This is a genomic window from Microbacterium terrae (assembly GCF_017831975.1).
Taxonomy (GTDB): Bacteria; Actinomycetota; Actinomycetes; order Actinomycetales; family Microbacteriaceae; genus Microbacterium; species Microbacterium terrae.
In genome coordinates, this window is sequence record NZ_JAFDSS010000001.1 from 724,791 (window position 1) to 748,607 (window position 23,817).

At 71.0% G+C, this 23,817-nt stretch carries 20 protein-coding genes; 11 read left to right on the forward strand and 9 right to left on the reverse strand.

Annotation, left to right across the window (positions count from 1 at the left end; genetic code table 11):
• Positions 1–54 precede the first annotated feature (54 nt).
• Both JOD63_RS18160 and JOD63_RS03360 read right to left on the reverse strand, forming a co-directional pair.
• Positions 55–1,746 carry a helicase-associated domain-containing protein gene (locus tag JOD63_RS18160; protein ID WP_045275159.1) on the reverse strand — a complete coding sequence of 564 codons (1,692 nt, stop codon included), beginning with the start codon at positions 1,744–1,746 and terminating at the stop codon, positions 55–57.
• Entirely contained in the window at positions 1,747–2,013 is a 267-nt protein-coding gene (locus JOD63_RS03360) for a multidrug ABC transporter ATPase (protein ID WP_045275158.1), read from the reverse strand.
• A gap of 127 nt (positions 2,014–2,140) precedes the next feature.
• Between JOD63_RS03360 and JOD63_RS03365 the strand changes: the two genes are divergently transcribed.
• Positions 2,141–2,524, forward strand: coding sequence for a cold-shock protein (locus JOD63_RS03365; protein ID WP_045275157.1), 384 nt, complete (start codon positions 2,141–2,143; stop codon positions 2,522–2,524).
• Positions 2,508–3,395 (forward strand): DUF3027 domain-containing protein, encoded by an 888-nt coding sequence (locus JOD63_RS03370; RefSeq protein ID WP_084613444.1) that lies wholly within the window; start codon positions 2,508–2,510, stop codon positions 3,393–3,395. Before JOD63_RS03365 ends, JOD63_RS03370 begins: the two co-directional genes overlap by 17 nt.
• Positions 3,396–3,409: 14 nt before the next feature.
• Here the strand turns inward: JOD63_RS03370 and JOD63_RS03375 are convergent, their stop codons facing one another.
• The 6 genes from JOD63_RS03375 to JOD63_RS03400 form a co-directional block, all read right to left on the reverse strand.
• Positions 3,410–5,737 carry an exo-beta-d-1,3/1,6-glucosidase gene (locus JOD63_RS03375; RefSeq protein WP_045275156.1) on the reverse strand — a complete coding sequence of 776 codons (2,328 nt, stop codon included), beginning with the start codon at positions 5,735–5,737 and terminating at the stop codon, positions 3,410–3,412.
• A complete protein-coding gene (locus JOD63_RS03380; RefSeq protein WP_045275155.1) occupies positions 5,734–6,783 on the reverse strand; it encodes an ABC transporter permease in 1,050 nt (349 codons plus the stop codon). Before JOD63_RS03380 ends, JOD63_RS03375 begins: the two co-directional genes overlap by 4 nt.
• A gap of 2 nt (positions 6,784–6,785) precedes the next feature.
• Positions 6,786–7,865: an ABC transporter permease gene (locus JOD63_RS03385; RefSeq protein WP_045275154.1), complete on the reverse strand. Its 1,080-nt coding sequence runs from the start codon at positions 7,863–7,865 to the stop codon at positions 6,786–6,788.
• Positions 7,862–8,671 carry an ABC transporter ATP-binding protein gene (locus JOD63_RS03390; RefSeq protein WP_045275153.1) on the reverse strand — a complete coding sequence of 270 codons (810 nt, stop codon included), beginning with the start codon at positions 8,669–8,671 and terminating at the stop codon, positions 7,862–7,864. Before JOD63_RS03390 ends, JOD63_RS03385 begins: the two co-directional genes overlap by 4 nt.
• Positions 8,668–9,492 carry an ABC transporter ATP-binding protein gene (locus tag JOD63_RS03395; protein WP_045275152.1) on the reverse strand — a complete coding sequence of 275 codons (825 nt, stop codon included), beginning with the start codon at positions 9,490–9,492 and terminating at the stop codon, positions 8,668–8,670. Before JOD63_RS03395 ends, JOD63_RS03390 begins: the two co-directional genes overlap by 4 nt.
• Before the next feature lie 77 nt (positions 9,493–9,569).
• Entirely contained in the window at positions 9,570–11,234 is a 1,665-nt protein-coding gene (locus tag JOD63_RS03400) for an ABC transporter substrate-binding protein (RefSeq protein WP_045275151.1), read from the reverse strand.
• A 178-nt stretch (positions 11,235–11,412) separates the two neighbouring features.
• Here JOD63_RS03400 and JOD63_RS03405 point away from each other — a divergent pair, with 178 nt between their 5' ends.
• Positions 11,413–12,045, forward strand: a complete 633-nt coding sequence (locus JOD63_RS03405) for a TetR/AcrR family transcriptional regulator (RefSeq protein WP_045275150.1) — start codon at positions 11,413–11,415, stop codon at positions 12,043–12,045.
• 63 nt (positions 12,046–12,108) lie between these two features.
• Here the strand turns inward: JOD63_RS03405 and serC are convergent, their stop codons facing one another.
• Positions 12,109–13,221: a phosphoserine transaminase gene (gene serC / locus JOD63_RS03410; RefSeq protein ID WP_045275149.1), complete on the reverse strand. Its 1,113-nt coding sequence runs from the start codon at positions 13,219–13,221 to the stop codon at positions 12,109–12,111.
• Between the two features lie 73 nt (positions 13,222–13,294).
• Between serC and JOD63_RS03415 the strand changes: the two genes are divergently transcribed.
• From JOD63_RS03415 to JOD63_RS03450, 8 genes are all read left to right on the forward strand, one after another.
• Entirely contained in the window at positions 13,295–14,248 is a 954-nt protein-coding gene (locus tag JOD63_RS03415) for a protein kinase family protein (protein ID WP_045275148.1), read from the forward strand.
• Positions 14,249–14,363: 115 nt separating this feature from the next.
• Positions 14,364–15,065, forward strand: a complete 702-nt coding sequence (locus tag JOD63_RS03420; RefSeq protein ID WP_045275147.1) for a metal-dependent transcriptional regulator — start codon at positions 14,364–14,366, stop codon at positions 15,063–15,065.
• A 397-nt stretch (positions 15,066–15,462) separates the two neighbouring features.
• Positions 15,463–16,191 carry a M23 family metallopeptidase gene (locus JOD63_RS03425; protein WP_245617955.1) on the forward strand — a complete coding sequence of 243 codons (729 nt, stop codon included), beginning with the start codon at positions 15,463–15,465 and terminating at the stop codon, positions 16,189–16,191.
• Positions 16,192–16,554: 363 nt separating this feature from the next.
• Positions 16,555–17,052 carry an HNH endonuclease gene (locus JOD63_RS03430; protein ID WP_045275145.1) on the forward strand — a complete coding sequence of 166 codons (498 nt, stop codon included), beginning with the start codon at positions 16,555–16,557 and terminating at the stop codon, positions 17,050–17,052.
• A 37-nt stretch (positions 17,053–17,089) separates the two neighbouring features.
• Positions 17,090–17,650 carry a cysteine hydrolase family protein gene (locus JOD63_RS03435; protein ID WP_045275144.1) on the forward strand — a complete coding sequence of 187 codons (561 nt, stop codon included), beginning with the start codon at positions 17,090–17,092 and terminating at the stop codon, positions 17,648–17,650.
• A 115-nt stretch (positions 17,651–17,765) separates the two neighbouring features.
• Entirely contained in the window at positions 17,766–18,536 is a 771-nt protein-coding gene (locus tag JOD63_RS03440; RefSeq protein ID WP_245243869.1) for a hypothetical protein, read from the forward strand.
• Complete coding sequence (locus tag JOD63_RS03445) at positions 18,536–20,131, forward strand: DNA polymerase Y family protein (protein WP_211088036.1); 1,596 nt, start codon at positions 18,536–18,538, stop codon at positions 20,129–20,131. Before JOD63_RS03440 ends, JOD63_RS03445 begins: the two co-directional genes overlap by 1 nt.
• Positions 20,132–20,293: 162 nt before the next feature.
• Complete coding sequence (locus JOD63_RS03450; protein ID WP_045274100.1) at positions 20,294–23,779, forward strand: error-prone DNA polymerase; 3,486 nt, start codon at positions 20,294–20,296, stop codon at positions 23,777–23,779.
• Positions 23,780–23,817: the final 38 nt, after the last annotated feature.

Consider the following 23,817-nt stretch of genomic DNA (forward strand, 5'->3'; position numbering starts at 1 on the left):
CGAGTCTACCGGCGTGGAGGGCGACCCGGACCGTGCCGAGAGCACCGGATGCGATCAGGCGGGGCGCACGCTCACGATGCTCGAGACCGGCAGGGTGCGCTCGATGTCCGCCGCACGGTCGCGCCCGCGGAGTCTGCCGCCGCCGAGACCGGCCGCCTCGAGCGTGAACGCGCGCTCGGCGCCGTCGGGCATGCGCACCACGACCAGGATCGCGGCGCGGGCGCGCACAGCTTGATCGAGCTCGCGCTCGAGCCAGCCCTCGTCGCCGGAGGCGTCGTGGCCGCCCCGCAGCCGCTGGATGAGCGGCGCGTACGCGTCGGCGGGTGCAGGCGGTGCCGCACTTCCGGCGGAAGGGCGACGATGAAGCGACTCCGGGGCGCCCGTGTCGTCGACCGCCACGACGGGGTATCTGGCGTCGGCGAGCGACCAGTACACGGCTTCCCGCGCGACGCGCGTGTGGAGCGCGCCGTCTTCGGCGATGAGCCCGAGCGAGCGCAGCGCCTGATCGACGGCGATGGCATCGAGGAGCGCCGCATCGGGGCTCTCCACGAGGGTGCGCCCCGTCGCCGCCGTGCTCACCCGAACGAGCCCGTGGCGCGATGCCGTGCTCTCGATCAGGTACTTCAGGGGCTGCGGGATGCCGGTGAGCGAGAGTGCACCGAGGAACTCGACCATCGATGCCGCCGTCTCGCCCTCGGTCAGCGCCGCGGTCACCGACTCGGAGGTGAACCGGTACGACGAGGCCTGCGCCCGTGACTCGCGCGCGGCGATGCGGCGCAGGCGCATCTCGAGCGCGGGCAGCAGGGGGCCGGGGGAGATGGCGCTGAGGTCGGCCTGCAGGTAGACCCGGTCGATCTCCGCGGGGAGGTGCGCGGCGAGCGGCGAGCCGTCGACCGGGCCTCCGGCGCGGAGCGACGCCGCCCAGGCCGGCTCGGCGCCGGAGGGGTCGAGCAGCCCCCACGCGCGGCTCATCCGCTCGAGGCGCGCGGCCTGCGCCGGCCATTCGGCGTCGAGCGGGTAGGCGCCGGCCCACGCCGCGGGCGGAGCGGCGGAGCCGTCGCCGGTGCGGGGGAGGAGCGTGGCGATCCCCGTGGCGACCGCCTCCCAACGGGCCGTCGTCGACAGCTCGAGCCAGCGCTCGCCGGCCGCGGTGATCGTCCACTCGCGCTCGCCCGCGCGCATGAGCCCCGTCGCGGTCGCGGCCACCAGCAGGTCTTCGAGCTCGTCGGCGGTCTCGACCGCGCGCGACTCGATCAGGCGCTTGCGGTCGACGGCGCTCACCGGACCGACGCCGGTGCGTCCGAGCGGGGCGTGGGACGCGGCGAGCAGCACGTCGGCGAGGGCCCCGGCGGTGGTGAACGCGCGCTCGGCGGCGGCCGCCGTCTCACGGTCGTCGGTGGTGCGCGGCGCGTCGTGCGGGTCGGGTTCGAAAGCCGACGGATGCTCCGCCCGGAGCGCGTCGACCTGGGCGATCACGGCGGCGTACGGCTTACCCGCCGCGGTGAGGAACGCCAGCTGCTCGAGCGCTGCGGCGGACGGGGCGTGCGTCAGCGCCGCGAGTGCCCGGCGCGGGAGGCGCAGGAGTGCACGGTCGATCGAGGCGGGGTCGAGCAGCGCCTCCGCGGCGTCGAAGAAGTCCTGCCATCCGGTGGACGCCGGGATGCCGCGGGCGGCGAGCACCGAGGCGAGCGAGACGTCGTCGCGCGCGGCAAGCCACGTCGCGAGGGCACGCTCGTCGGAGACCACTCAGCCTCCTCGGTTGGCCCGAGCCCTCCGGACGAAGCTCATGATGAGCACGGTGAGCAGCATCGCGAAGGCGAGGATCGGCGCGATCCAGATCACGAGGGCCACGGCGGGCCAGACTCCCGACTGCATGTCGGCGCCGGCCGAGGAGCCGATCATGATCGCGAAGAAGCACACGATCGACAGCAGCAGGAGCCCCAGCGACATGAACGCCAGAAGTCGGTCGATCGGGCGGACGGGAACGTCGCCGCCCTGGTTGCGTGTGCTCATCCGCTCCAGCCTACCCGTGCCGCCGGTGCTCTAGGCTGGGGGTGGGGATCGGGTGATCCCTGTTCTGTCATGCGCAGAACCGCATTCTTCCCGCCGATCACGGCGGCACGATCACAGCGAGGTCTCCATGCCCACCGGCAAGGTCAGGTTCTACGACGAGGACAAGGGTTTCGGCTTCATCTCCACCGATGACGGCCAGGACGTGTTCCTCCACGCGAGCGCCCTCCCCGCCGGCGCTGCCGCGCCCAAGCAGGGAACGCGTCTCGAGTTCGGCATCGCCGACGGCAAGCGTGGGCCCCAGGCGCTGTCGGTGCGGGTGCTCGAAGCGCCTGTCAGCCTCAGCAAGCGCAACCGCATGCGCGCCGACGACATGGCGGTCGTGGTCGAAGACGTCGTGAAGCTGCTCGACGGAATCGGCGGCGAACTGCGCCGAGGCCACTACCCGAAGGGGCCGCAGGCCAAGCAGGTCGCGGCGATCCTGCGCAAGGTCGCGGATGACTTCGACGCCTGATCCCGACGAGACCGTGAGCGAGGCCGACGCGCCCGCCCTCGCCGTCGACGACGCACCCTCCGACGCCGAACCCGGCACCGTGTCCGACGCCGATCCCGTCACCGAGCCTGCTTTCGCGGAGCCCGCCGACGACCCCGCTGCGGAGGAGGTCGACGCGGTGCGCGAAGCCGACGAGCGGCTGCTCGCCGCGCACGACCTCGCCCTTGCGGCGCTCAAGGAGGTCACTCCCGAGACGTCGATCGGCGCACCCGCGGGGCACCGCGTCGAGGCCGACGGCGTCGTGTCGCTCCTGTTCGCCAACCGCATGGCGGGGTACCCGGGCTGGTTCTGGACGGTGAGCCTCGCCCGTGTCGAAGACGCCGAGCCGACCGTGCTCGAGGTGGAGCTCCTCCCCGGCGACGGCGCCCTGCTCGCGCCCGACTGGGTGCCGTGGGCGGTCCGGCTGGCCGACTATCAGGCGGCTCAGGCCGCGCTCGCCGACGCCGGCGATGACGACGACTCCGACGCGGAGCTCGACGACGTCGACGATCTGGATGCCTCCGACTTCGACGACGACGGGTCGCCGATCCTGCACGGCGGCGACGTCGACGGCGTCGACATCGATGAGCTCGATGCGAGCCTCGACACGCACCACGACTCCGATGACGACGCCGCAGAGGATGACTCCGACGACGACGAGTCGATCGACGACGAGTCGAACGACGATGACGACGACGATGAGGACGACGGATTCGACGACGACGACTCCGACGAGGATGACGCGTCGGACGAGTTCTTCGACGACGACGAAGACGATTCGGCAGACGACGACGAGGACGACGCCGCTGCGTCGACGCGCCTCGACGGGGACCACCCGGACGAGTCCGAGTAGCCCCCGCCCGGCCGTCAGGCCCGTGCGGCCTCGACGGCGATCGCGGCCGCGACGCTGAACGGCGCCGACAGGAGCACCTCGTCGCGCGACGACGGACCCACCAGCAGGTCGAATGCGCCGGCCTCGACGAGGCGCACGCCCGCGGCATCCACGATGGAGCACTCCGCGACCGCGATCTCCAGCTCCACGACGCGCGACTCGCCCGGGGCGAGATCGACGACGCGGAACCCCTTGAGCTCCTTGTCCGCCCAGCTCACCGAGGTGACCTGGTCGCGGACGTAGAGCTGCACGACTTCGCGTGCCGGCCTGGGGCCGGCGTTGGTCAGGCGCACCTCGGCGCGCACCGCGTCTCCGAGACGCAGGTCGCCGCCGCCGATGACCGCCAGATCGGTGTACTCGACCGAGGTGTACGACAGCCCGTCGCCGAAGGCGTGGGCCGGGCTCTGCGTGAGGTCGGCGTAGCGGTTGCCGTGCTGTCCGCGGATCTGGTTGTAATACGTCGGCTGCTGGCCGGCGTGACGGGCGAACGAGATCGGGAGGCGGCCGGTCGGCTCGATGAGGCCGAGCACGAGCTCCGCCACCGCTGTGCCGCCCGCCATCCCGGGGCTCGCCGCCCATACCAGCGCAGACGCCTGCGCGGCGGACCGCGGCAGCACGAGCGGCTTCGAGGCGAGCAGCACGATCACGAACGGGGTTCCTGATGCCGCGACGGCGTCGATGAGCGCGTTCTGCGATCCGACGAGTTCGAGGGTCGCCGTGGAGCGGCCCTCGCCGACGAGTTCGATGCGGTCGCCGACCACGATGACGGCCAGATCGCTGCGCTCCGCGATGGCGACGGCCTCGGCGAGGACGCCCGCATCGGTCTCGCAGGGGACGACGATCGGCGGCCGCGGCTGCCCGTCGGGGAAGAACGCTCCCGCGGGGTCGTCCTCGAGGGTGAGGATGTCGGCGCCGCGCGCGTGCTCGACCTCCCACCCGGCGGGCACGAGGTCGCGGAGGCCGTCGAGCACGGTGGTGATCATCTCGCGCGGATGCCCGTCGGGGATCCAGTCCGCTTGACCCGACGACCCGGCCCAGTCGCCGAGCTGGGTCTGGGCGTCGTCGGCCAGCGGGCCGAGCACCGCGATGCGCCGGGGAGAGGCATCCGACATCGCCCGTCCGTCGGCATCGCGGTCGGTTCCGGGCACGAGCGGGAGGATGCCGTCGTTCTCGAGCAGCACGAGCGAGCGCCGAGCGGCTTCGAGGTTGAGGGCGGCGTGCTCGGCGCTGCCGACCGTCGCGGCGACGCGCGCTGCATCGGGCCGGCGGGGGTTCTCGAACAGGCCGAACTCGAACTTCAGCAGCAGGATGCGCGAGACCGCCGGGTCGAGGTCGGCCTCGGTGAGGAGGCCCATCTCGATCGCGTCGAGTGCGCCCCGGAAGAATCCGGGCGTGGTCATGACCATGTCGTTGCCCGCCTTCACCGCGGCGGCTGCCGCGTGGGCGTAGTCGGGCTGCACCTTCTGCTCCCAGACCATGCGGCCGACGTTGTCCCAGTCGGTGATCAGGGTGCCGGTGTAGCCCCACTCGCCGCGCAGCACATCGCCCAGCAGCCAGTCGTTCACGGTGATCGGAACCCCGTCGGTCGACTGATAGCCCAGCATGAAGGTGCGGCATCCCTCTTTCGCCACCCGCTCGAACGGGGGAAGGAACCAGGAGCGCAGCTTGCGGCGCGACAGGTCGGCCTCGCTGGCATCGCGCCCGCCCTGGGTCTCGGAGTACCCGGCGAAGTGCTTGGCGGTCGCCAGGATCGCGGTGTCGTCGGTGAGCCCGTCGCCCTGGTACCCGCGCACCATGGCCGACGCGAGCTCGCCGATGAGGAACGGGTCCTCCCCGAACGTCTCGTCGACGCGGCCCCAGCGGAGGTCCCGCGCGATGCACAGGACCGGCGAGAACGTCCAGTGCACGCCGGTCGCGGCGACCTCGACGGCGGTGGCGCGCGCGACGCGCTCGAGCAGATCGGAGTCCCAGGACGCGGCCATGCCGAGCTGCGTCGGGAAGATCGTCGCGCCCTCGAAGAACGAGTGTCCGTGGATGCAGTCCTCACCGACGAGGAGCGGGATGCGCAGCCGGGTCTGCGACACGAGCTCGTGGGCGCGCTCCAGCCGCTCGGGAGAGGTGTGCAGGATCGAGCCGACGTGCTGGCGCAGCACCTGATCGTCGAGGTCCTCGCGCGCGTCGAGCTGCATCATCTGCCCGACCTTCTCCTCGACGGTCATCCGCCCGAGCAGGTCCGCGATGCGGTCGGCGACGGGGAGGCTCGCGTCGAGGTACGGCGGGGCGGCGATGTCGGGCGTGGTCACGAAGTCTCCTGTGTGGTCGTTGCGGGCCGGACGGCGGTGACGGTGTCGTTCACGTTCAGACCCTTCTTCTTCATCGCGCGGGCGCGTTCGCCGGCCGATCGCAGACGGGGGTTGACGTACTCGTCGATGCCGAAGTTGATCAGCGACAGCGCGACGCCGATCGCGGCGATGCACAGCCCGGGCGGCAGGTACCACCACCACTGGCCGAGGCGGAACGCCCCCTGGGCGCTCGCCCAGTTGAGGATGGTGCCCCAGTTGTACGTGGTGACGGGGATGATGCCGATGTACGACAGCGTGGTGAGGCCGATGATCGCGGCGGTGACGGTGCCCACGAAGCTCGCGGCGATCAGCGCCATGAGGTTCGGGAGCATCTCGACCGTGATGATGCGGCGGAGCGGCTCTCCGTTGGCGCGTGCGGCGAGCACGAAGTCCCTGCCGCGCAGCGACATCGTCTGCGCGCGCAGCACGCGCGCCCCCCAGGCCCAGCCGATGAGACCGAGCACCGCTGCGATGACCCACAGCGGCGGGTCTTCGAACATGGTCGCCACGATGATGATGAGCGGGATGCCCGGGATCACGAGGAACACGTTGGTGAGGGCGGACAGCGCTTCGCTGCGCCACCCGCGCAGGTAGCCCGACGTCACGCCGACCACGATCGCGATGAGCGTGGCGATGAGGGCGGCGAGGAACCCCACCACGATGACGCCTCGGGTGCCGTGGATGACCTGGCTCAGCACGTCTTCGCCGATATGGGTGGTGCCGAGCCAGTGCGCCGCCGAGGGCGGCTGGAAGCGCGCCGTGTTGTCGACCTTCGTGGGCGAGTACGGGGCGAGCACGTCGGCGAAGATCGCGACGAGCACGAAGAACCCGAGGATCGTGAGGCCCGCGATCGACTTGCCGTTGCGGAACATCGCGAATGCCGAGCCGAGCTTCGACCAGTACGTCGGCTTGCGGGGCGGAGCAGCCGGGGCACCGGGGGTGCGCACGGTCGCCGTCGCCGGAGTGCGGGCCGGGCGCGTGGCGCCGGCCTCGGTGATGGTGTCCATGCTCAGGCCTCCGTCTGGCGCGTGCGCGGGTCGAGGAATGCATAGGCGACGTCTGCGAGCAGGTTCGCCAGCAGCACCGAGATCGTGATCACGAGGAACACGCCCTGCATGAGCGCGTAGTCCTTCGCATTCGTGGCATCCAGGAGCAGCTTTCCGACGCCCGGGTAGCTGAAGACCACCTCCATCACGATCGTGCCGCCGACGATGAATCCGAGCGCGAGCGCGAAGCTCTGGATCTGCGGCAGCACCGCGTTGCGTGCCGCGTAGCGCCACAGCACGCGCTGGTTCGGCAGGCCCTTGGCCTGCGCGACGGTGACGTAGTCCTCGTCGAGGACGGTCAGCATCATGTTGCGCATGCCGAGCATCCATCCGCCGAGCGACGCGATGATGATCGTCGCCGCGGGGAGGAAGCCGTGGTGCAGCACGTCGCCGATGAACTCGGCCGACCACTCGGGCTTTACCCCGACCCCGTAGGCCTTGCCGATCGGGAACCAGCCGAGCGCGACGGAGAACACCGAGATGGCGACGAGGCCCAGCCAGAAGTAGGGGATCGTGCTCAGGAACGTCGTGATCGGGATGAGGGCGTCGAGTCGGCTGCCGCGGCGCCATCCGACGATCGCGCCGCCGATGGTGCCGATCGCGAATGCGACGAGCGTCGCGAAGCCGACGAGGGCGACCGTCCAGATCAGCGATTGGCCGACCACCTCGGTCACCGGCCGCATGCCGTGCAGGAGCGAGATGCCGAGATCGCCGCGCAGGAGCAGGCCCCAGTAGTCGAGGTACTGCTGCCACAGCGAGGTGTCGGTGTCGAGGCCGAGGAGGGCGCGGAGCGCCTCTGCCGCCTCGGGGGTGACGTTGCGGTTGCGGGCGAGGTACGCCGTCACCGCATCGCCCTTCATCATGCGAGGCAGGAAGAAGTTGATCGTGATGGCCGCCCACAGTGTGAACAGGTAGAACAGGGCGCGTCCGCCGAGGAAGCGCCACGGGATGCGGGATCGGCCGGCGACGGCGCCGGCGGCCGTCGTGCCCGCTTCGATCGCGTCGAAGTCCGGTGCGGGGAGCTGGGGGGCGACCGCGCTCACTTCTCACCTCCGAGGATGCCTGCGGCGTGCGCGAAGTACGTGTCGGGATCGGGCGATGCCGCGCGCAGCTGCTGTGTGTAGGGGTTCTGCGGACGAAGGATCACATCGTCGGCGGGGCCGCGCTCGACGACGCGTCCCTGGTTGAGCACGAGGATCTCGTCGCTGAAGTGGCGCGCGGTGGCGAGGTCGTGCGTGATGTAGAGCACGCCGAGGCCTTCCTCGCGCTGCAGGTCGGCGAGCAGGTTCAGCACGCCGAGGCGGATCGACACGTCGAGCATCGAGACGGGCTCGTCGGCGACGAGCAGCCGGGGGCGCGACGCGAGGGCCCGTGCGATCGCGACGCGCTGGCGCTGGCCGCCCGACAGCTCGTGCGGCCGCCGGTCGATGACCCGGTCGGCGTCGAGACGCACGCGGTCGAGGAGCCGGTGCACCTCGTCGTCGAGCTGATCCTTCGGAACGACGTGGTCGAGCTCGAGGGGGCGCCGGATCGCGTAGCGGATGGAGTGGTACGGGTTGAGCGACGCGAACGGGTCCTGGAACACCATGCGCAGCTGCTGGCGGTAGGCGCGAAGCCCGGCGCCGCGGCGGGGGATCGGCCGGCCGTCGAGGCGCACCTCGCCGCTGGTGGGGGTCTCGAGCTGGGTCAGGATCTTCGCGATGGTCGACTTGCCGCTGCCGGACTGGCCGACGAGGCCGATCGTCTGCCCGGAGTGCAGCGTGAAGCTGACGTCGTCGAGCGCCTTCATCTGGCCGGCGCCGCGCACCGAGTACGCCTTGGTCACGGCGTCGAATTCGAGGACGGTCATCGGTGGACCACCCCTCGCGCGCCGGTGAGCCGGGGGAAGGATGCGAGGAGCGTGCGGGTGTACTCGTCCTGCGGGTCGGTCCAGATGCGCTCCGCGGTGTCGAGCTCGACGACCTCGCCGTCGCGCATGATCGCGATGCGGTCGCTGATCTCGAGGAGGAGCGGCAGGTCGTGCGTGATGAAGATCACCGAGAATCCGAACTCGTGGCGCAGCTGCGAGATCTGCCGCAGGATCTCGCGCTGCACGAGCACGTCGAGCGCTGTCGTCGGCTCGTCCATGACCATCAGCTGCGGACGCAGCGCGAGCGCCATCGCGATCATGATCCGCTGGCGCATGCCGCCCGACAGCTCGTGCGGATACGACCGCGAGCGCTGTGCGCCGACCTTGACGATCTCGAGCAGCTCGGCGACCGCCGCGCGGCGCGCGGAGCGCGAGTACTCGGGGCGGTGCACCTCGAAGACGTCCTCCAGCTGCGACCCGATGGTGGCCACCGGGTTGAGCGAGTTCATCGCCCCCTGGAACACCATCGAGATCTTGTCCCAGCGGAAGCGTCGCATCTCCTCGGCGTCGAGGGCGTTGATGTCGACGTCGTCACCGTCGGCGTCGTGGAACACGACCGAGCCGCTGGTGATCACCGCCGGCGGCTTGAGGAGCCGCTGCAGGCCGTACGCGAGCGTGGTCTTGCCGCACCCGCTCTCGCCGGCGAGACCGAGGATCTCGCCGCGTCGGAGTTCGAGGGTGACACCGCGCACCGCGCGGACGGGGGGATCGACGTCGTAGACGACGGAGAAGTCGTCGACCGAGAGGAGGGCGTCTCTCATCGGTGGTCTCGCTTTCGTGGGGACGGGCGGACGGGGCGGACGGGGCGGATGCGCGCATCCGCCCCGTCCGCGGTGCGTCATTCGGCGGGCTGCAGCTCGGTCAGGATCTGCACGACCGCCGGCTGGGTCGGGTCGGCGGAGGCGTAGGGGTCCTCCTCCGACGGCCAGCCGACGTAGTTGCGGGTGTTGAACTCACCCAGCAGCGGGTGCGCGCCCAGCGGGATGACGGGGACGTTCTCGACGAACGCCTTCTGCATCACGGCGAGAGCGGCCTCGCGGTCGGCCTCCGACGACGCGTTCGCGTACGTGTTCAGCGCCTCGGTGACGGCGGGGTCGTCGAAGCGGCCGAAGTTGAACTGCGCCTTGTCGTCGACGATCCACTTCGGATCCATCGCCGAGGTGTACAGGCCGTACGCGTTGCCGGTGTCTTCCAGCCAGTGGATGATCGCCTGGAAGGTGCCCTCCTGGCGTGCGGCATCCCAGCCGCCCCAGTCGGGCTGGTCGACCTTGACGTCGATGCCGAGGCCCTCCTTGAGCTCCTCCGCGATGAGCGCCTGCTCGGTGTTCCAGTCGCTCCAGCCGGCGGGGACGGAGATCGAGAAGGTGACAGCCTCGCCGTCGGGGTCGACGAGCTTCTCGTCCTCCCAGGTGTAGCCGGCGTCGGTGAGCACCTCGCGCGCCATGTCGACGTCGACCGAGTAGTTCTGGTCGGCGTACTCGGGGAGCACCTCGTCCTGGAGCAGCGTGCCGAGGCCGGTGACGCTCCAGACCGCCTCGCTCGCACCTTCGCGGGCGATGTCGACGTAGGCCTGGCGATCGATGGTCCACGCCAGTGCCTGACGCAGCGCCGGGTCGTTGAAGGGCTTCGTCTGCAGGTTCATGAACAGCGTGCCCGCGCCCGCGGTGGGGGAGGCGAGGAACTTGTTGTCGGGGTCGGCCGACAGGTAGCTGTCCTGGATCTGCGGGATGAACGCCTGCGCCCAGTCCGCCTCGCCGGTGGCGAGCGCCGTGGTGAGGGCGGCGTTGTCGCCGTACGACACGTAGTGCAGCTCGGGCACGGCCAGGTCGCCGCCCCAGTAGTCGGGGTTCGCCGTGAGGGTGACCGACTCGGTCGTCCACGAGTCGAGCACGTACGGTCCGGTGCCGACCGCCTGGCCTTCGCCGGTGAGCGGGTCGGTGTTCGGGTCGGCGATGTCTGCCCAGATGTGCTCGGGAACGATCGGGTAGTGCAGCACGCGGGCCTGCTGGGTGTACTTCGAGCTGTTGAAGTCGATCGTGACCGTGTCGCCGTCGACCGTCACGCCCTTGAGGTCGAACGCGTTCGTGTCGTTGATCTTGCCGTCGAGCACCTGGGTGAACGAGAAGGCGATGTCGTCGGCCGTGAAGTCCTCGCCGTCGCTCCACTTCACGCCGCTGCGTGCGACGGCGGTGAGCTGCGTGTAGTCGTCGTTCCACGTCACCGACTCGGCCAGCCACGGCGTGGTGCCGAGGTCGCCGGTGGGGTTCACGAGCGCGAGGGGCTCGAAGATCGCCTTGCCGTAGGCGTACTTCGATGCAGACGAGTCGCCCAGGTACGGGTTGTTCGACTCGGTCGTGATCGCGCCGTCGGGCTTGGCGATCGTGAGCGCGGCGGTGCCGGTCGTCTCGGTGCTGCTGTCGTCGTCGCCGCTTCCGCCGGCGCAGCCGGTGAGCACGAGCGCCGTCGCGATGCCTGCGGCGACGAGGGATGTTCTGAGCCTCATTGCTTCTCCTTGTCTGGGACGCACGACGACGGCTCCCTCGGAGAGGACGACGCTGTCGTGCAGTGATTGCGGAGTTAACTTACAATCAAGTAAGTAACTATTGCAAGCGCGGCGGTACCGAACCCGCGGTGACCGCGTCACTAGACTCACATGCGCGACGGCGAAAGGGGTTCCGACCATGGCAGGTCAGCGTCGTCAGACACGTTCGCGCCCGGAGACCATCGCGCGCCGCAAGGAGATCGTGAAGATCGCCGCCGAGGTGTTCGGTGCGAAGGGCTACAACGCCGGCACGCTCGGCGACATCGCCGAGCAGGCGGGCATGACCCACGCCGGCATCCTGCACCACTTCGGGTCGAAGGATCAGCTCCTGCTCGAGGTGCTGACCTATCGCGACGAGACCGACGTCGAAGACCTCGAGGAGCGGCACATCCCCGGCGGCGAGGAGCTGTTCCGCCACCTCGTGCGCACTGCGATCAAGAACGCCGAGCGCGCCGGCATCGTGCAGTCCTTCGTCGTGCTCTCGGCTGAATCGGTGACCGACGATCACCCTGCGCGCGAGTTCTTCGCCTCGCGCTACACGACGCTGCGCGGCGAGATCGCCCACGCGTTCGCCGTCATGTGCGACGAGCGCGGCATCGATCAGCCCGCCGTCGTCGCCGATGCCGCGGCGTCGATCCTCGCCGTGATGGACGGCCTGCAGGTGCAGTGGCTGCTCGAGCGCAGCGCGGTCGACCTCGGCCGAGCGACCGAGTTCGCGATCGAGGCGATCGTCGCATCGGTGCTCAGCCCGCAGCCGTCACCCCTCGGCTGAGGCGGCGCGGCGAGGGCGTACGTCTCGCTGCGCTCGCTCGACGGCCGATGGCGATGAACTCGGTCAGAGGCGCTCGATGGTGTAGTCGATGCAGCGGATCAGCTGGCGCACGTCGTCGGGCTCGATCGAGACGAAGGTCGCGACGCGCAGCTGGTTGCGGCCGAGCTTGCGGTACGGCTCGGTGTCGACGATGCCGTTCGCGCGGAGGCTCTTGGCGACCGCGGCCGCGTCGACCGAGTCGTCGAAGTCGATCGTGGCGACGACGGGGGAGCGGTGCGCGGGGTCGGCGACGAACGGCGTCGCGAACGAGGATGCCTCGGCCCAGTCGTACAGTGCCTGCGACGATTCGCGGGTGCGGGCATCCGCCCACTGCAGACCGCCGTTGCCGATGATCCAGCTGACCTGCTGGTCGAGGAGGAACAGCGTGGTGAGCGCCGGGGTGTTGAGGGTCTGGTTCAGCCGCGAGTTGTCGACCGCGTTCTTGAGGCTGAGGAACTCGGGGATGTACCGGCCGGATGCCGCGATCCGCTCGATCCGCTCGATCGCGGCGGGCGAGACAAGCGCGAACCAGAGTCCGCCGTCCGAGCCCAGGTTCTTCTGCGGTGCGAAGTAGTAGACGTCGGCTTCGTGCGCCGAGAAGTCGATGCCGCCGGCGGCGCTCGTCGCGTCGATGACGGTGAGCGCGCCCTCGTCGGCGTTGACCCGCTCGATCGGAGCCGACACGCCGGTCGACGTCTCGTTGTGCGGCCAGGCGTACACGTCGACGCCGGCGACCGCCTCGGCGGCGGTGCGGGTGCCCGCGGCGACCTCGCGCACGTCGGGCGCCTCGAGCCAGGGGGCCTTCGCAGCGGCGGCGAACTTGCCGCCGAACTCGCCGAACACCAGGTTCTGGCTGCGCTTCTCGATGAGACCGAAGGCCGCAGCATCCCAGAACGCCGTCGAACCGCCGTTGCCGACGATGACCTCGTAGCCGGCCGGAATGCGGAAGAGCTCGCCCAGGCCCGCTCGCACGCTGCCGACGAGGTTCTTCACCGGCGCCTGGCGGTGCGAGGTGCCGAGCAGCGTCGCACCCGGGCCCGCGAGGGCGGCGAGCTGTTCGGCGCGGACCTTCGACGGGCCGCATCCGAATCGACCGTCGGCGGGCAGGATCTCGCGAGGCAGCGTGACGTGGGACATGCGTCCGATTCTAGGGAAGTCGCGACGCGCGCCCGCGCCCGTGACGTGACGTGACGGATGCGAGGATGTGCGGATGAGCACGGCAGCGCATCGCCGCATCACCTGGGAGCAGGTGCCCGTGCGTCTGCGCTCAGCGGTGGAGAAGGTGCTCGGGGCGCCGGTCGTCGAGGCGATCTCGCAGACCGGCGGCTTCTCTCCCGGTTCGGCCGACCGCGTGGTCACCGCCGCGGGGGAGCGTGCGTTCGTGAAGACCGCGTCCGTGTCGCTCAACGCCGAATCCGTCGACATCCATCGTGCCGAGGCGCGCGTCGCGGCGGTCCTGCCGCCGGATCTTCCGGTTCCGCGGCTGCGGGGAGTGGTGGAGCACGACGGCTGGATCGCGCTCGTGTTCGACGAGGCCGACGGTCGCCCGCCCCGCTCGCCCTGGCGCGCCGACGAGCTCGATGCGGCGCTCCAGGCGTACCGCGAGGTCGGCCGGCGCCGGCTCGACGCATCCGTCGCCCTCCCCGCTCTCGACGATCTGCTCGCGAGCGACTTCCGCGCCTGGGAGCGGCTGCCCGACGAGTCGTTCGACGTCTTCCCGGTCGACGCGGAGCTTGCCGGCTGGGCGACGGCGCACCGCGACCGGCTGCGGGCCGAGGCCGGCGGCTGCGTCACAGACCTCGCCGGGGATCGACTCGTGCACTTCGACGCCCGCGCCGACAACCTCCTCGTCACCGCCGATGGCGGCGTCGTGATCGTCGACTGGCCGTGGGCCGCACGCGGCGCGTCGTGGTTCGATCCATTCAGCCTGTTGGCGACCGCCCGGGTCGTGCCGGGGCATCCTGATCTGGATGCCGTCCTGGCGGCGCATCCCGCGTTCGACGACATGCCGGCTGGCGCCGCCGACCGGTGCCTCGCCGCGCTCGCCGGGTTCATGCTCGAGCGGTCCCGCCGGCCCGCCGTCGAGGCGATCCCGACGCTGCGGCGATTCCAGCACGATCAGGCGGTGGCGTGTCTCGCGTGGCTCCGCGATCGGTGGCGCTGAACGCGTCGGGGCTGCCAGCTCAGGTGCGGGACGGACCGCGCGTGGGCACGGGCCTCGACGTCGGCGGCAGAGGATAGGCTTTCCTACGCCCCTTCGACAGCGAGGACACCGCGCCATGACGGATCTCATCGACACCACCGAGATGTACCTGCGTACGATCCTCGAGCTCGAGGAGGAGAACATCCAGCCGCTGCGCGCGCGCATCTCGGAGCGCCTCGGGCACTCCGGCCCGACCGTGTCGCAGACGATCGGGCGCATGGAGCGCGACGGACTGGTCGTGGTGTCGGAGGACCGCACGCTCGAGCTCACCGGCTCGGGGCGGCAGAAGGCCGTCGACGTGATGCGCAAGCACCGGCTCGCCGAGCGCCTGCTGTCCGATGTGATCGGGCTGGACTGGGCCTACGTGCACGAAGAGGCCTGCCGCTGGGAGCACGTCATGAGCGAGCAGGTCGAGCGCCGCCTCGTCGAGCTCCTCGGGCACCCCACCGAGTCGCCGTACGGCAACCCCATCCCGGGGCTCGACCAGCTGGGCGACATCCCCGCGAACGGCTTCGATCAGGGCGTGGTCGGCCTCGTCCGCCGCCTCAACGACATCGGCGGACCGATCACCGGCACCGTGCGACGGCTCGCCGAGCCTGCGCAGGTCGACCCCGAGCTGCTGCAGCAGCTCAAGGGCGCCGGAGTCGTCCCCGGTGCTGCCGGCGACTTCCGCTTCAGCGAGGGGTACGTGCTCGTGCAGATGGACGGCAATGACGAGGCACTCGAGCTGCCGATCGAGGTCGCCGCACACGTCTTCCTGGTCGCCGACGCCGACTGACGGTTCGCGGGCGGTGTGAACCGTTTCAGGATTCTGCCAGGCGCGGAGCGTGACTTATTCGTTACCTTCGGGTAGCCTCGAGAAGTCCACCAGGCGAGAAGCCCGCCGACAGGACCCCGCACGGATTGCCTCGCCGGCTCGTCGTCCGTATGGGTATAGCCCGCACGAAGTGCCCCGACACGCAGTGCTGACGAGCCAGCGCCCCGGCGCAGAGGCGCCGGAGGACGATTTGGCTGAAGAGATAGATCCGCCCGCGAGCGACCCGACCGACGCGACGGCGATGACCCGTCGTGTGCGTGATCGGAAGACCGCATCGCGCCGCGCGACCCCGGCCCGTGCTGCGACGACCTCGCAGACCCGTCCCACCGCTGTTCCTCCCGTGCGTGGCATCGCCCGCGTGAAGAAGCCGCTGCGCAACATCGTCGTCCTCAGCATGGTCGGCGGACTCATCGCCCCCGTCGCGCTCTCGGCGTTCGCCACCGGCGGCGCCCCCACCGCTGAAGCCGTGACCCTGCAGCAGATGGCGGCAGGCGACGCGCAGACTCTCGTGGTCGCCTCCGACGCCACCGCCAGCACCCTCGAGCGCGAGAGCTACGCGGCCACCACCTCGGAAGAGATCGAGAAGAAGAAGGCAGCCGAAGCGGCAGCCCAGCGGGCGAAGGAGCTGCAGGCGAGCCTCGCCGCGGTCGCAAAGTCCGCTCCGGTCAACATCGCGCTCACCTCGGCGGGAAGCGGCGAGGTCCGCTGGCCCCTCCTCAGCTTCACCAAGGGCCGCGGCCTCTGGGACTCGGGCTACCACCAGGGCGTCGACCTGCTCGCCGCCGGCGGCACCCCCATCTACGCCGCAGCAGCGGGCGTCGTGCGCGTCTCGCAGGAGAGCTTCGGCGGGTACGGCGTCGCCGTCACGATCGACCACGTCATCGGCGGCCAGCGCGTGTCGACGCTCTACGGCCACATGACCTACGGCAGCCGTCAGGTCGCCTCGGGCCAGACGGTCGAGGCGGGCCAGCTCATCGGCCTCGTCGGCAGCACCGGCTCCTCGACGGCCAACCACCTCCACTTCGAGGTGCACATCAACGGGTCGGTCGTCGACCCGTGGGCGTGGCTGCAGGCCAACGCCGGCTGATCCCCCTTCTTCGTCGGGCTCGGGCTCGGCTGCGACCGCGGTCGTGGCTGCGCAACCGTGCATCCGTTCGTCGACACGCCACCTGTGGTTCAGTCCGCGACGGCCCGGGCGCACATCTGCGTGCGTTACCCTGAACCCGACGCTGAGAGAAGCGGAGGAGCCGATGGGCAGCACACCTCGCATCCGAACCATGGATGCGCTTGGACGCCTTGTCCTTCGGCATCGCATGACCGAGGGCCACGGATCTGCCGTGGCGCTATGGCGCTGTCTATAAGACAGCGCCTTTTTCATGCCCTCTCGCCCCTCGAAACGTCGCATGTCGATATCGCCGAGAAGCCGTCTCGGCCATTCGAGAGGATGACGATGCGAACGCTGGTGCTGAACGCGGGCTACGAGCCCCTGGCCGTGGTGTCCTTCAAGCGGGCCCTCGTGCTCGTGATGAACGACAAGGCCACCGTGATCGAACACGTCGAGGCCGAACCGGTCTGGGGTGCGCGAAGAACGTACGAGCGTCCGGCGGTGATCATCCTCACCCGCTACGTGCGGGTGCCCGGAGCGCGCAGCATCCCGGTGACCCGTCGTGGTGTGCTGCGACGCGATGCATCGCGCTGCGGCTACTGCGGCAAGTCGGCGGCGACGATCGACCACGTGCTGCCGCGCTCGCGCGGGGGAGCCGACACGTGGGAGAACCTCATCGCCTGCTGCCTGCGCTGCAACAACGTCAAGGGCGATCGCACCCCGCAGGAGATGGGGTGGGAGCTGCGCATCTCGCCGTCGGCGCCGCGAGGCGGTCAGTGGACGGTGCGCGGCGCCGAGCGTGCAGACCCGCGGTGGGAGCCGTACCTGGAGCTCGCTGCCTGAGTCGTCGGGTCACGGCGGGCATGGTGAGATGGATGCCATGACCCGTGCCCTCGTCGTGATCGACATGCAGCGCGCCTTCGATGACCTGTCGTTCTGGGGGCAGACCACCAACCCGCAGTGCGAGGCGAACGTCGCAGCCCTCGCAGACGCCTGGGCGAGTCGGGGTGAGCCGGTGGTGGTGGTGCGGCACGACTCCGTCTCGCCCGGATCCCCGCTGGCACCGGGGTCGCCCGGCAACGAGCTGGTCGCCGTGGTCGCGGGCAGAGAGCCGGCGCTGCGGGTCGTCAAGAGCGTGAACTCGGCGTTCTACGGCGACCCGGATCTGCACGGCTGGCTGCAGGAGCAGGGCATCGGCGAGCTGGTGATCTGCGGCATCCAGACCAACATGTGCGTCGAGACGACCGCACGGATGGCGGGCAACCTCGGCTATGACGTGACCGTCGCCCTCGATGCGACCCGCACGTTCGATCTGACGACGGATGTCGCGGGCGTCGGCCCGGTCACGCGCTCGGCCGCCGAGCTGATGCTCACCACGGCGCTCGAGCTGCAGGCGGGCGGGTTCGCCCGCATCGCCACGACCGCCTCGCTCGTCGGCTGACATCGCGCGGCGCGGCCCGCGCCGACGTGCCCGCGTCCCACCGCCGATGTCGGAGGTGGGAGATATCTTCGAACTCATCGAACAAGCATTAGAACATCTGTTCTAGAATGTGAAGATGAGGGCGACCGTGCAGCTCACTGCAACGCAGGCGTCGACCGGGGTCGATCCCGAGGTCGGCGGGGCCGATGAGGTCACCCGGCTGCGTGCGCAGATGGAGCGCATCCAGGGGCGCCGGCTGGATGCGCCGGTGATCCCGGTGCACGCGGCCCTGGCTTCCCTGCTTCCGGGTGGAGGCCTGCGGCCGGGCGCCGCGTATTCGGTGCCGCGATCGACCTCGCTGCTGCTGGCCCTCCTCGCGCAGCCGTCGCAGTCCGGCTCGTGGTGCGGGGTGGTGGGCATGCCCCGGCTGGGCGCCGAGGCGGCGGAGCGCCTCGGGGTCGATCTCTCTCGGCTGGTCCTCATCCCCGACCCCGGCGCGCGGTGGCTGGCGGTCACGGCCACGGTCGCCGAGGTGCTGCCCGTGGTCGCGGTGCGTCCCTCCGGGCGCACCGTCGACAGCGAGATCGCCCGGCTCGCCGCACGCCTGCGCGACCGTGGCGCGGTCCTGCTCGTGCAGGGGCGGTGGCCGCAGGTCGAGGCGACCCTCGAGATCTCGGGGTCGGCCTGGTCGGGTGTGGCGCGCGGGCACGGCTATCTCGCCGGCCGCGAGGTGTCGCTGTCGTCGTCGAGCAGGCGATGGCCGCGGGCGCGCCGCGCGCGGGTGATGCTTCCTGATGCGGTCGGCGGCGTCGCCCGTGTCGAGTCGTTCCCGGCGCTCGCTGCCGTGCCCGACGCGGGGCGCGAGCGCCCGGAGCGTGATCCGCTCGCGGTGAAGGCGGCGGTCTGATGGAGGCGGCCGCGGTGCAGCGCAGCCTGGTGCTGTGGTTTCCCGACTGGGCGATCACCGCGCTCGCATACGAGAGCGGAGCGGAGTCCGTGGTCCCGGTCGCCGTGGTCGAGAAGAATCTCGTGACGGCGTGCTCGCCCTCGGCGCGGGCTGAGGGGGTGCGGGTCGGACAGCGTCGCCGTGACGCTCAGGCGCGGTGCTCGCGGCTGCACGTCGTGCCCGCCGACATCGCCCGTGATCAGCGGGCCTTCGCCCCGGTGCTCGCCGGCATCGAGGAGCGGGCGCCGGGCGTGCAGGCGGTGCGTCCCGGCCTGTGCGCGCTGCGTGCCCGAGGCCCGGCGCGGTACTACGGCGGCGAAGAGGAGGCGGCGGCGATGCTGCGCGGAGTGCTTCGCGAGATCGGGATCGACGATGTGCGGGTCGGCATCGCAGACGGCCCCTTCACCGCCGAGCAGGCGGCCACCGCCGCCACCACCCGGGCGCAGCCGATCTTCACCGTTCCCCGAGGCGGTGCCGCGGGCTTCCTCGCACCGCTGTCGGTCGCAGTGCTCGACGCTGCTGCGCTCGGAGCCCCGCCGGCAGGCTCCGCCGCCGCAGACCTCGTCGGACTGCTCGCGCGGCTCGGGGTGCAGACGCTCGGCCAGTTCGCGGCGATGGACGCCGACCGGGTGCGGGAGCGCTTCGGCGATCGCGGCATCCGGCTGCACGACCTCGCCGGGGGGCGCGACTCGCGACCCATCCGGCCGCGCACCCCTCCGCCCGACCTCGACCGCGAGATCGCGTTCGAGCCGCCCCTCGAGATCGCCGACCAGGTGGCCTTCGGCGCACGTCGCACCGCCGACGACTTCATCGCCGGCCTCGGCGCGCTCGACCTGGTGTGCACCGAGCTGCGCGTCGAACTGGTGGGAGACCGGGGCGAGCGCAGCGAGCGGGTGTGGCTGCATCCGGGGTCGTTCGATGCCGCGGCGGTGATCGACCGCGTGCGCTGGCAGCTCGCAGAGCAGCAGGAGGGGCTGCGCAGCGGGGTGGCACGGGTGAGGCTGTCACCCGAGGCGGTCGATGCGGCATCGCACCATGCCCCGGCCATCTTCGGGTCGGGTCCCGAAGAGCGGGTGCACCACGCACTGTCGAGGGTGCAGGCGATGCTCGGGCACCGAGCGGTCGTCACTCCGGCGATCGGAGGTGGGCGGTGGCTCGCCGAACGGCAGGTGCTCGTGCCCTGGGGCGATCGTCATGCGGCGGGGCCGGGCGGGCTCGCCGCCCAGCGCGGGCGCCCCTGGCCGGGGAGTCTTCCCGACCCGCTCCCGACGACGGTCTTCGCCGAGCCGATCCCCGTCGACGTGCGGGCGCTCGGCGGCGAGCTGGTCGACATCGACGGCCGTGGCAACGTCACTGCCGTGCCGGCGACCCTCGTCGAGGGCGGGCGGGAGCGGGCGATCGAGACGTGGGCGGGTCCCTGGCCGGTCGTGGAGCGGGGGTGGGATGCCGCACGCGCTCGCCGCGCGTACCGGTTCCAGGTCGTCGATGCCGACGGCGCAGCCTGGCTGCTGGTGTGCGAGGGTGACGCGTGGAGCGCGGAGGCGCAGTATGACTGAGCCCCGCCGGTCTCCCCGGCCCCCGAGCCCACCCAACCCGTCTCGCCGGTCGTTGAGCGAGCGCCGCCTGTCTCCCCGGTCGTTGAGCGAGCGCCGCCTGTCTCCCCGGTCGTTGAGCGAGCGCAGCGAGACGAAACGCCCCGAGCCCGCCGGAGATGCGTGATGGGCTTCGACAATCCCTCCGTGCCGTGGTCGGAGATGGAGCGGCTGCTCAGCGACCGGCGCCGTCCCGGCGGACCACCGGCCGGTGCCGACGGCGGCGACAGCCCCGCGTGGTCGCACAAGCGCACGCCCTACGTGGCGCCGCCGATCGAGCGCCCGGCCGAGGCGATCCCGTACGCCGAGCTGCACGCGCATTCGTCGTTCTCGTTCCTCGACGGGGCGTCGTCACCCGAAGAGCTCGCCGAAGAGGCGGAGCGACTGGGGCTGCATGCCCTCGCCATCACCGATCACGACGGCTTCTACGGCATCGTGCGCTTCGCCGAGGCTGCCGAGAATCTGGCGCTTCGCACGGTGTTCGGCGCGGAGCTCTCGCTCGGGCATCTCGATCTGTCGCCGACGCCGGCTCGCCGCGGCGAGGCCGACCCGATCGGGTCCCACCTGCTCGTGCTCGCCCGCGGGGAGGAGGGCTATCACCGCCTGGCATCCGTCCTCACCCATGCGCAGCTGCGCGGCGCCGAGAAGGGGCGCCCGAGCTACGACCTCGACGAGCTGGCAGAGCTCGGCCGTGACCACTTCGCCGTGCTGACCGGCTGCCGCAAAGGAGCTGTGCGCCGTGCGCTGGCCGAGGCGGGGGCGGATGCCGCGGGGCGCGAGATCGACCGGCTCGTCGGGCTGTTCGGCGCCGAGGCCGTCAACGTCGAGCTCGTCGATCACGGCAACCCGCTCGACACCCGCGACAACGACGCGCTCGCCGCGCTCGCGCGCGAACGCGGACTGCCGGTGGTGGCCACCAACAACGTGCACTACGCCGCACCCGAGCGGCGGCTCCTCGCGGCGGCGGTCGCCGCCGTGCGCGCGAACCGCAGCCTCGACGAGCTCGACGGCTGGCTCCCCTCGCACGCGGCGGCGCATCTGCGCTCGGGTGCCGAGATGGCGGAGCGCTTCGTGCGGCATCCCGACGCCGTCGCTCGCACAATCGTGCTCGCCGACGAGCTCGCCTTCCCGCTGCGGCGGGTGAAGCCCGCGCTGCCGAGGCAGGAGGTGCCCGACGGCCACACACCGATGACGTGGCTGCGGCACCTCGTGTGGCAGGCGGTGCCGCGCAAGTACCCCGACGCCACCGCCGACGACCGGGCGCGCATCGAGAAGGAGCTCGGGGTCATCGAGATGAAGGACTTCCCGGGGTACTTCCTCATCGTGCACGGCATCGTGCAGGAGGCCCGGCGTCGCGGCATCCTGTGCCAGGGGAGAGGGTCCGCCGCCAACAGCGCCGTCTGCTACCTGCTCGACATCACCGCCGTCGATGCGATCGCCTACGACCTGCCGTTCGAGCGGTTCCTGTCGAGCCTGCGCGAGGAAGAGCCCGACATCGACGTCGACTTCGACTCCGACCGTCGGGAGGAGATCATCCAGTGGGTCTACGCCACCTACGGCCGTGAGCGTGCGGCGCAGGTCGCGAACGTCATCCAGTACCGCCCCAAGAACGCCGTGCGCGACATGGCGAAGGCGCTCGGGCACTCGCCCGGTCAGCAGGATGCGTGGTCGAAGCAGGTCGAGGGGTGGGGTGCGGGCCTCGAGACCGGTCCGGGGCACGACATCCCCGACCGGGTGCTCGAATACGCGGGCGAGCTGCTCAAGGCGCCCCGGCACCTCGGCATCCACTCCGGGGGGATGGTGCTCACCGACCGGCCCGTGGGCGAGGTGGTGCCCATCGAGCACGCGCGCATGGAGAACCGAACCGTCATCCAGTGGGACAAAGACGACGCGGCCTGGATGGGCCTGGTCAAGTTCGATCTGCTGGGCCTCGGGATGCTCGCCGCCATCCAGTACTGCTTCGACATGATCCGCGCGGCCACCGGTGAGGAGTGGGAGCTCGCCACGATCCCGAAGGAGGAGAAGGCGGTCTACGACATGCTCTGCCGCGCCGACGCGGTGGGGGTGTTCCAGGTGGAGTCCCGCGCGCAGATGGGGCTGCTGCCGCGCCTGCAGCCGCGACGGTTCTACGACCTGACCATCGAGATCGCCCTCATCCGGCCAGGGCCGATCCAGGGCGGCGCGGTGCACCCGTTCGTGCGGCGCAAGCTGGGTCAGGAGCCGGTGACCTACCCCCACCCCAAGCTCGAGCCGGTGCTCGAGCGCACGCTCGGCATCCCGATCTTCCAGGAGCAGCTCATGCAGATGGGAATGGCGGTCGGTGGACTGAGCGGCGAGGATGCCGACCTCCTGCGTCGCGCGATGGGCTCCAAGCGCGGGGTCGAGCGCATCGAGTCGCTGAAAGAGAAGCTGTACGAGGGCATGGCCGCCAATGATCTCGTCGGCGACGACGCCGATGCGATCTACGCCAAGATCCAGGCGTTCGCGAACTTCGGGTTCGCCGAGTCGCACTCGCTGTCGTTCGCCCTGCTGGTCTACGCGTCGTCGTGGATCAAGCTGCACTACCCGGCGGCGTTCCTCGCCGGGCTGCTGCGCGCGCAGCCCATGGGGTTCTACTCGCCCGCCACGCTCACAGCCGACGCGCGCCGCCACGGCGTGGAGGTGCGGCGCCCCGACCTGCACCTCTCCGGGGTCGAGGCGGTGCTCGAACCCGCCCAGTCTCCGAACCCCGAGCTTGTCGAGGGGGCCACCACCCACCCTTCTCGGTCGTTGAGCGAGGAGCGAAGCGACGAGTCGAAACGCCCACCGACAGGCCTGGACTCCTGTCTCGACTGCCGGCAGCCGCCGGTGGGGCTGTTCGACATCTCCGAGCCCGACGAGTCCGCCGCGCACCGTCGCGACGGAGGCTTCGCCGTGCGGCTGGGGCTCGCCGCGGTGACCGGGATCGGTGCGAAGGTCGCCGAGCGCATCGTCGCCGAGCGGGCGGCTGCGGGGGAGTACCGCGACCTGCGTGATCTGGTGCGCCGCACCAGCCTCACCACCGCGCAGCTCGAGTCCCTGGCCACCGCCGGGGCGTTCGAATGCCTCGGGCTCACGCGGCGCGAGGCGATCTGGCTCGCAGGGTCGGCGGCTCAGGATCGGCCCGAGTACCTCCCCGACTCGCTGGTGGCGGTGCAGCCGCCGCTGTTCCCCGATCCCTCGAGCTACGAGCGGCTCGCCGCCGACCTGTGGGCGACGGGGGTCTCGACCGATGACCATCCGATGACCCACTACCGGTCGGGGCTCGACGCGCGGGGAGTGCTCACCGCCGGCGATCTGCGCACGCATGAGACCGGCCGGCGGGTCGAGGTGGCGGGGCTCGTGACCCACCGGCAGCGGCCGGCGACGGCATCCGGTGTCACCTTCCTCAATCTCGAAGACGAGCACGGCCTGGTCAACGTCATCTGCTCGATGGGGGTGTGGAACCGCTATCGGCGGGTGGCGCGCGATGCGCCCGCGCTCATCGTGCGCGGCATCCTCGAACGCTCGCCCGAGGGGGTGACGAACCTGCTCGCCGATCGCTTCGAAGACCTCCGCGTCGAGGTCGAGCATCGCTCGCGCGACTTCCGCTGAGCCCCTAGTCTCGGAGCACACCACGCCTGGAGGCCCCG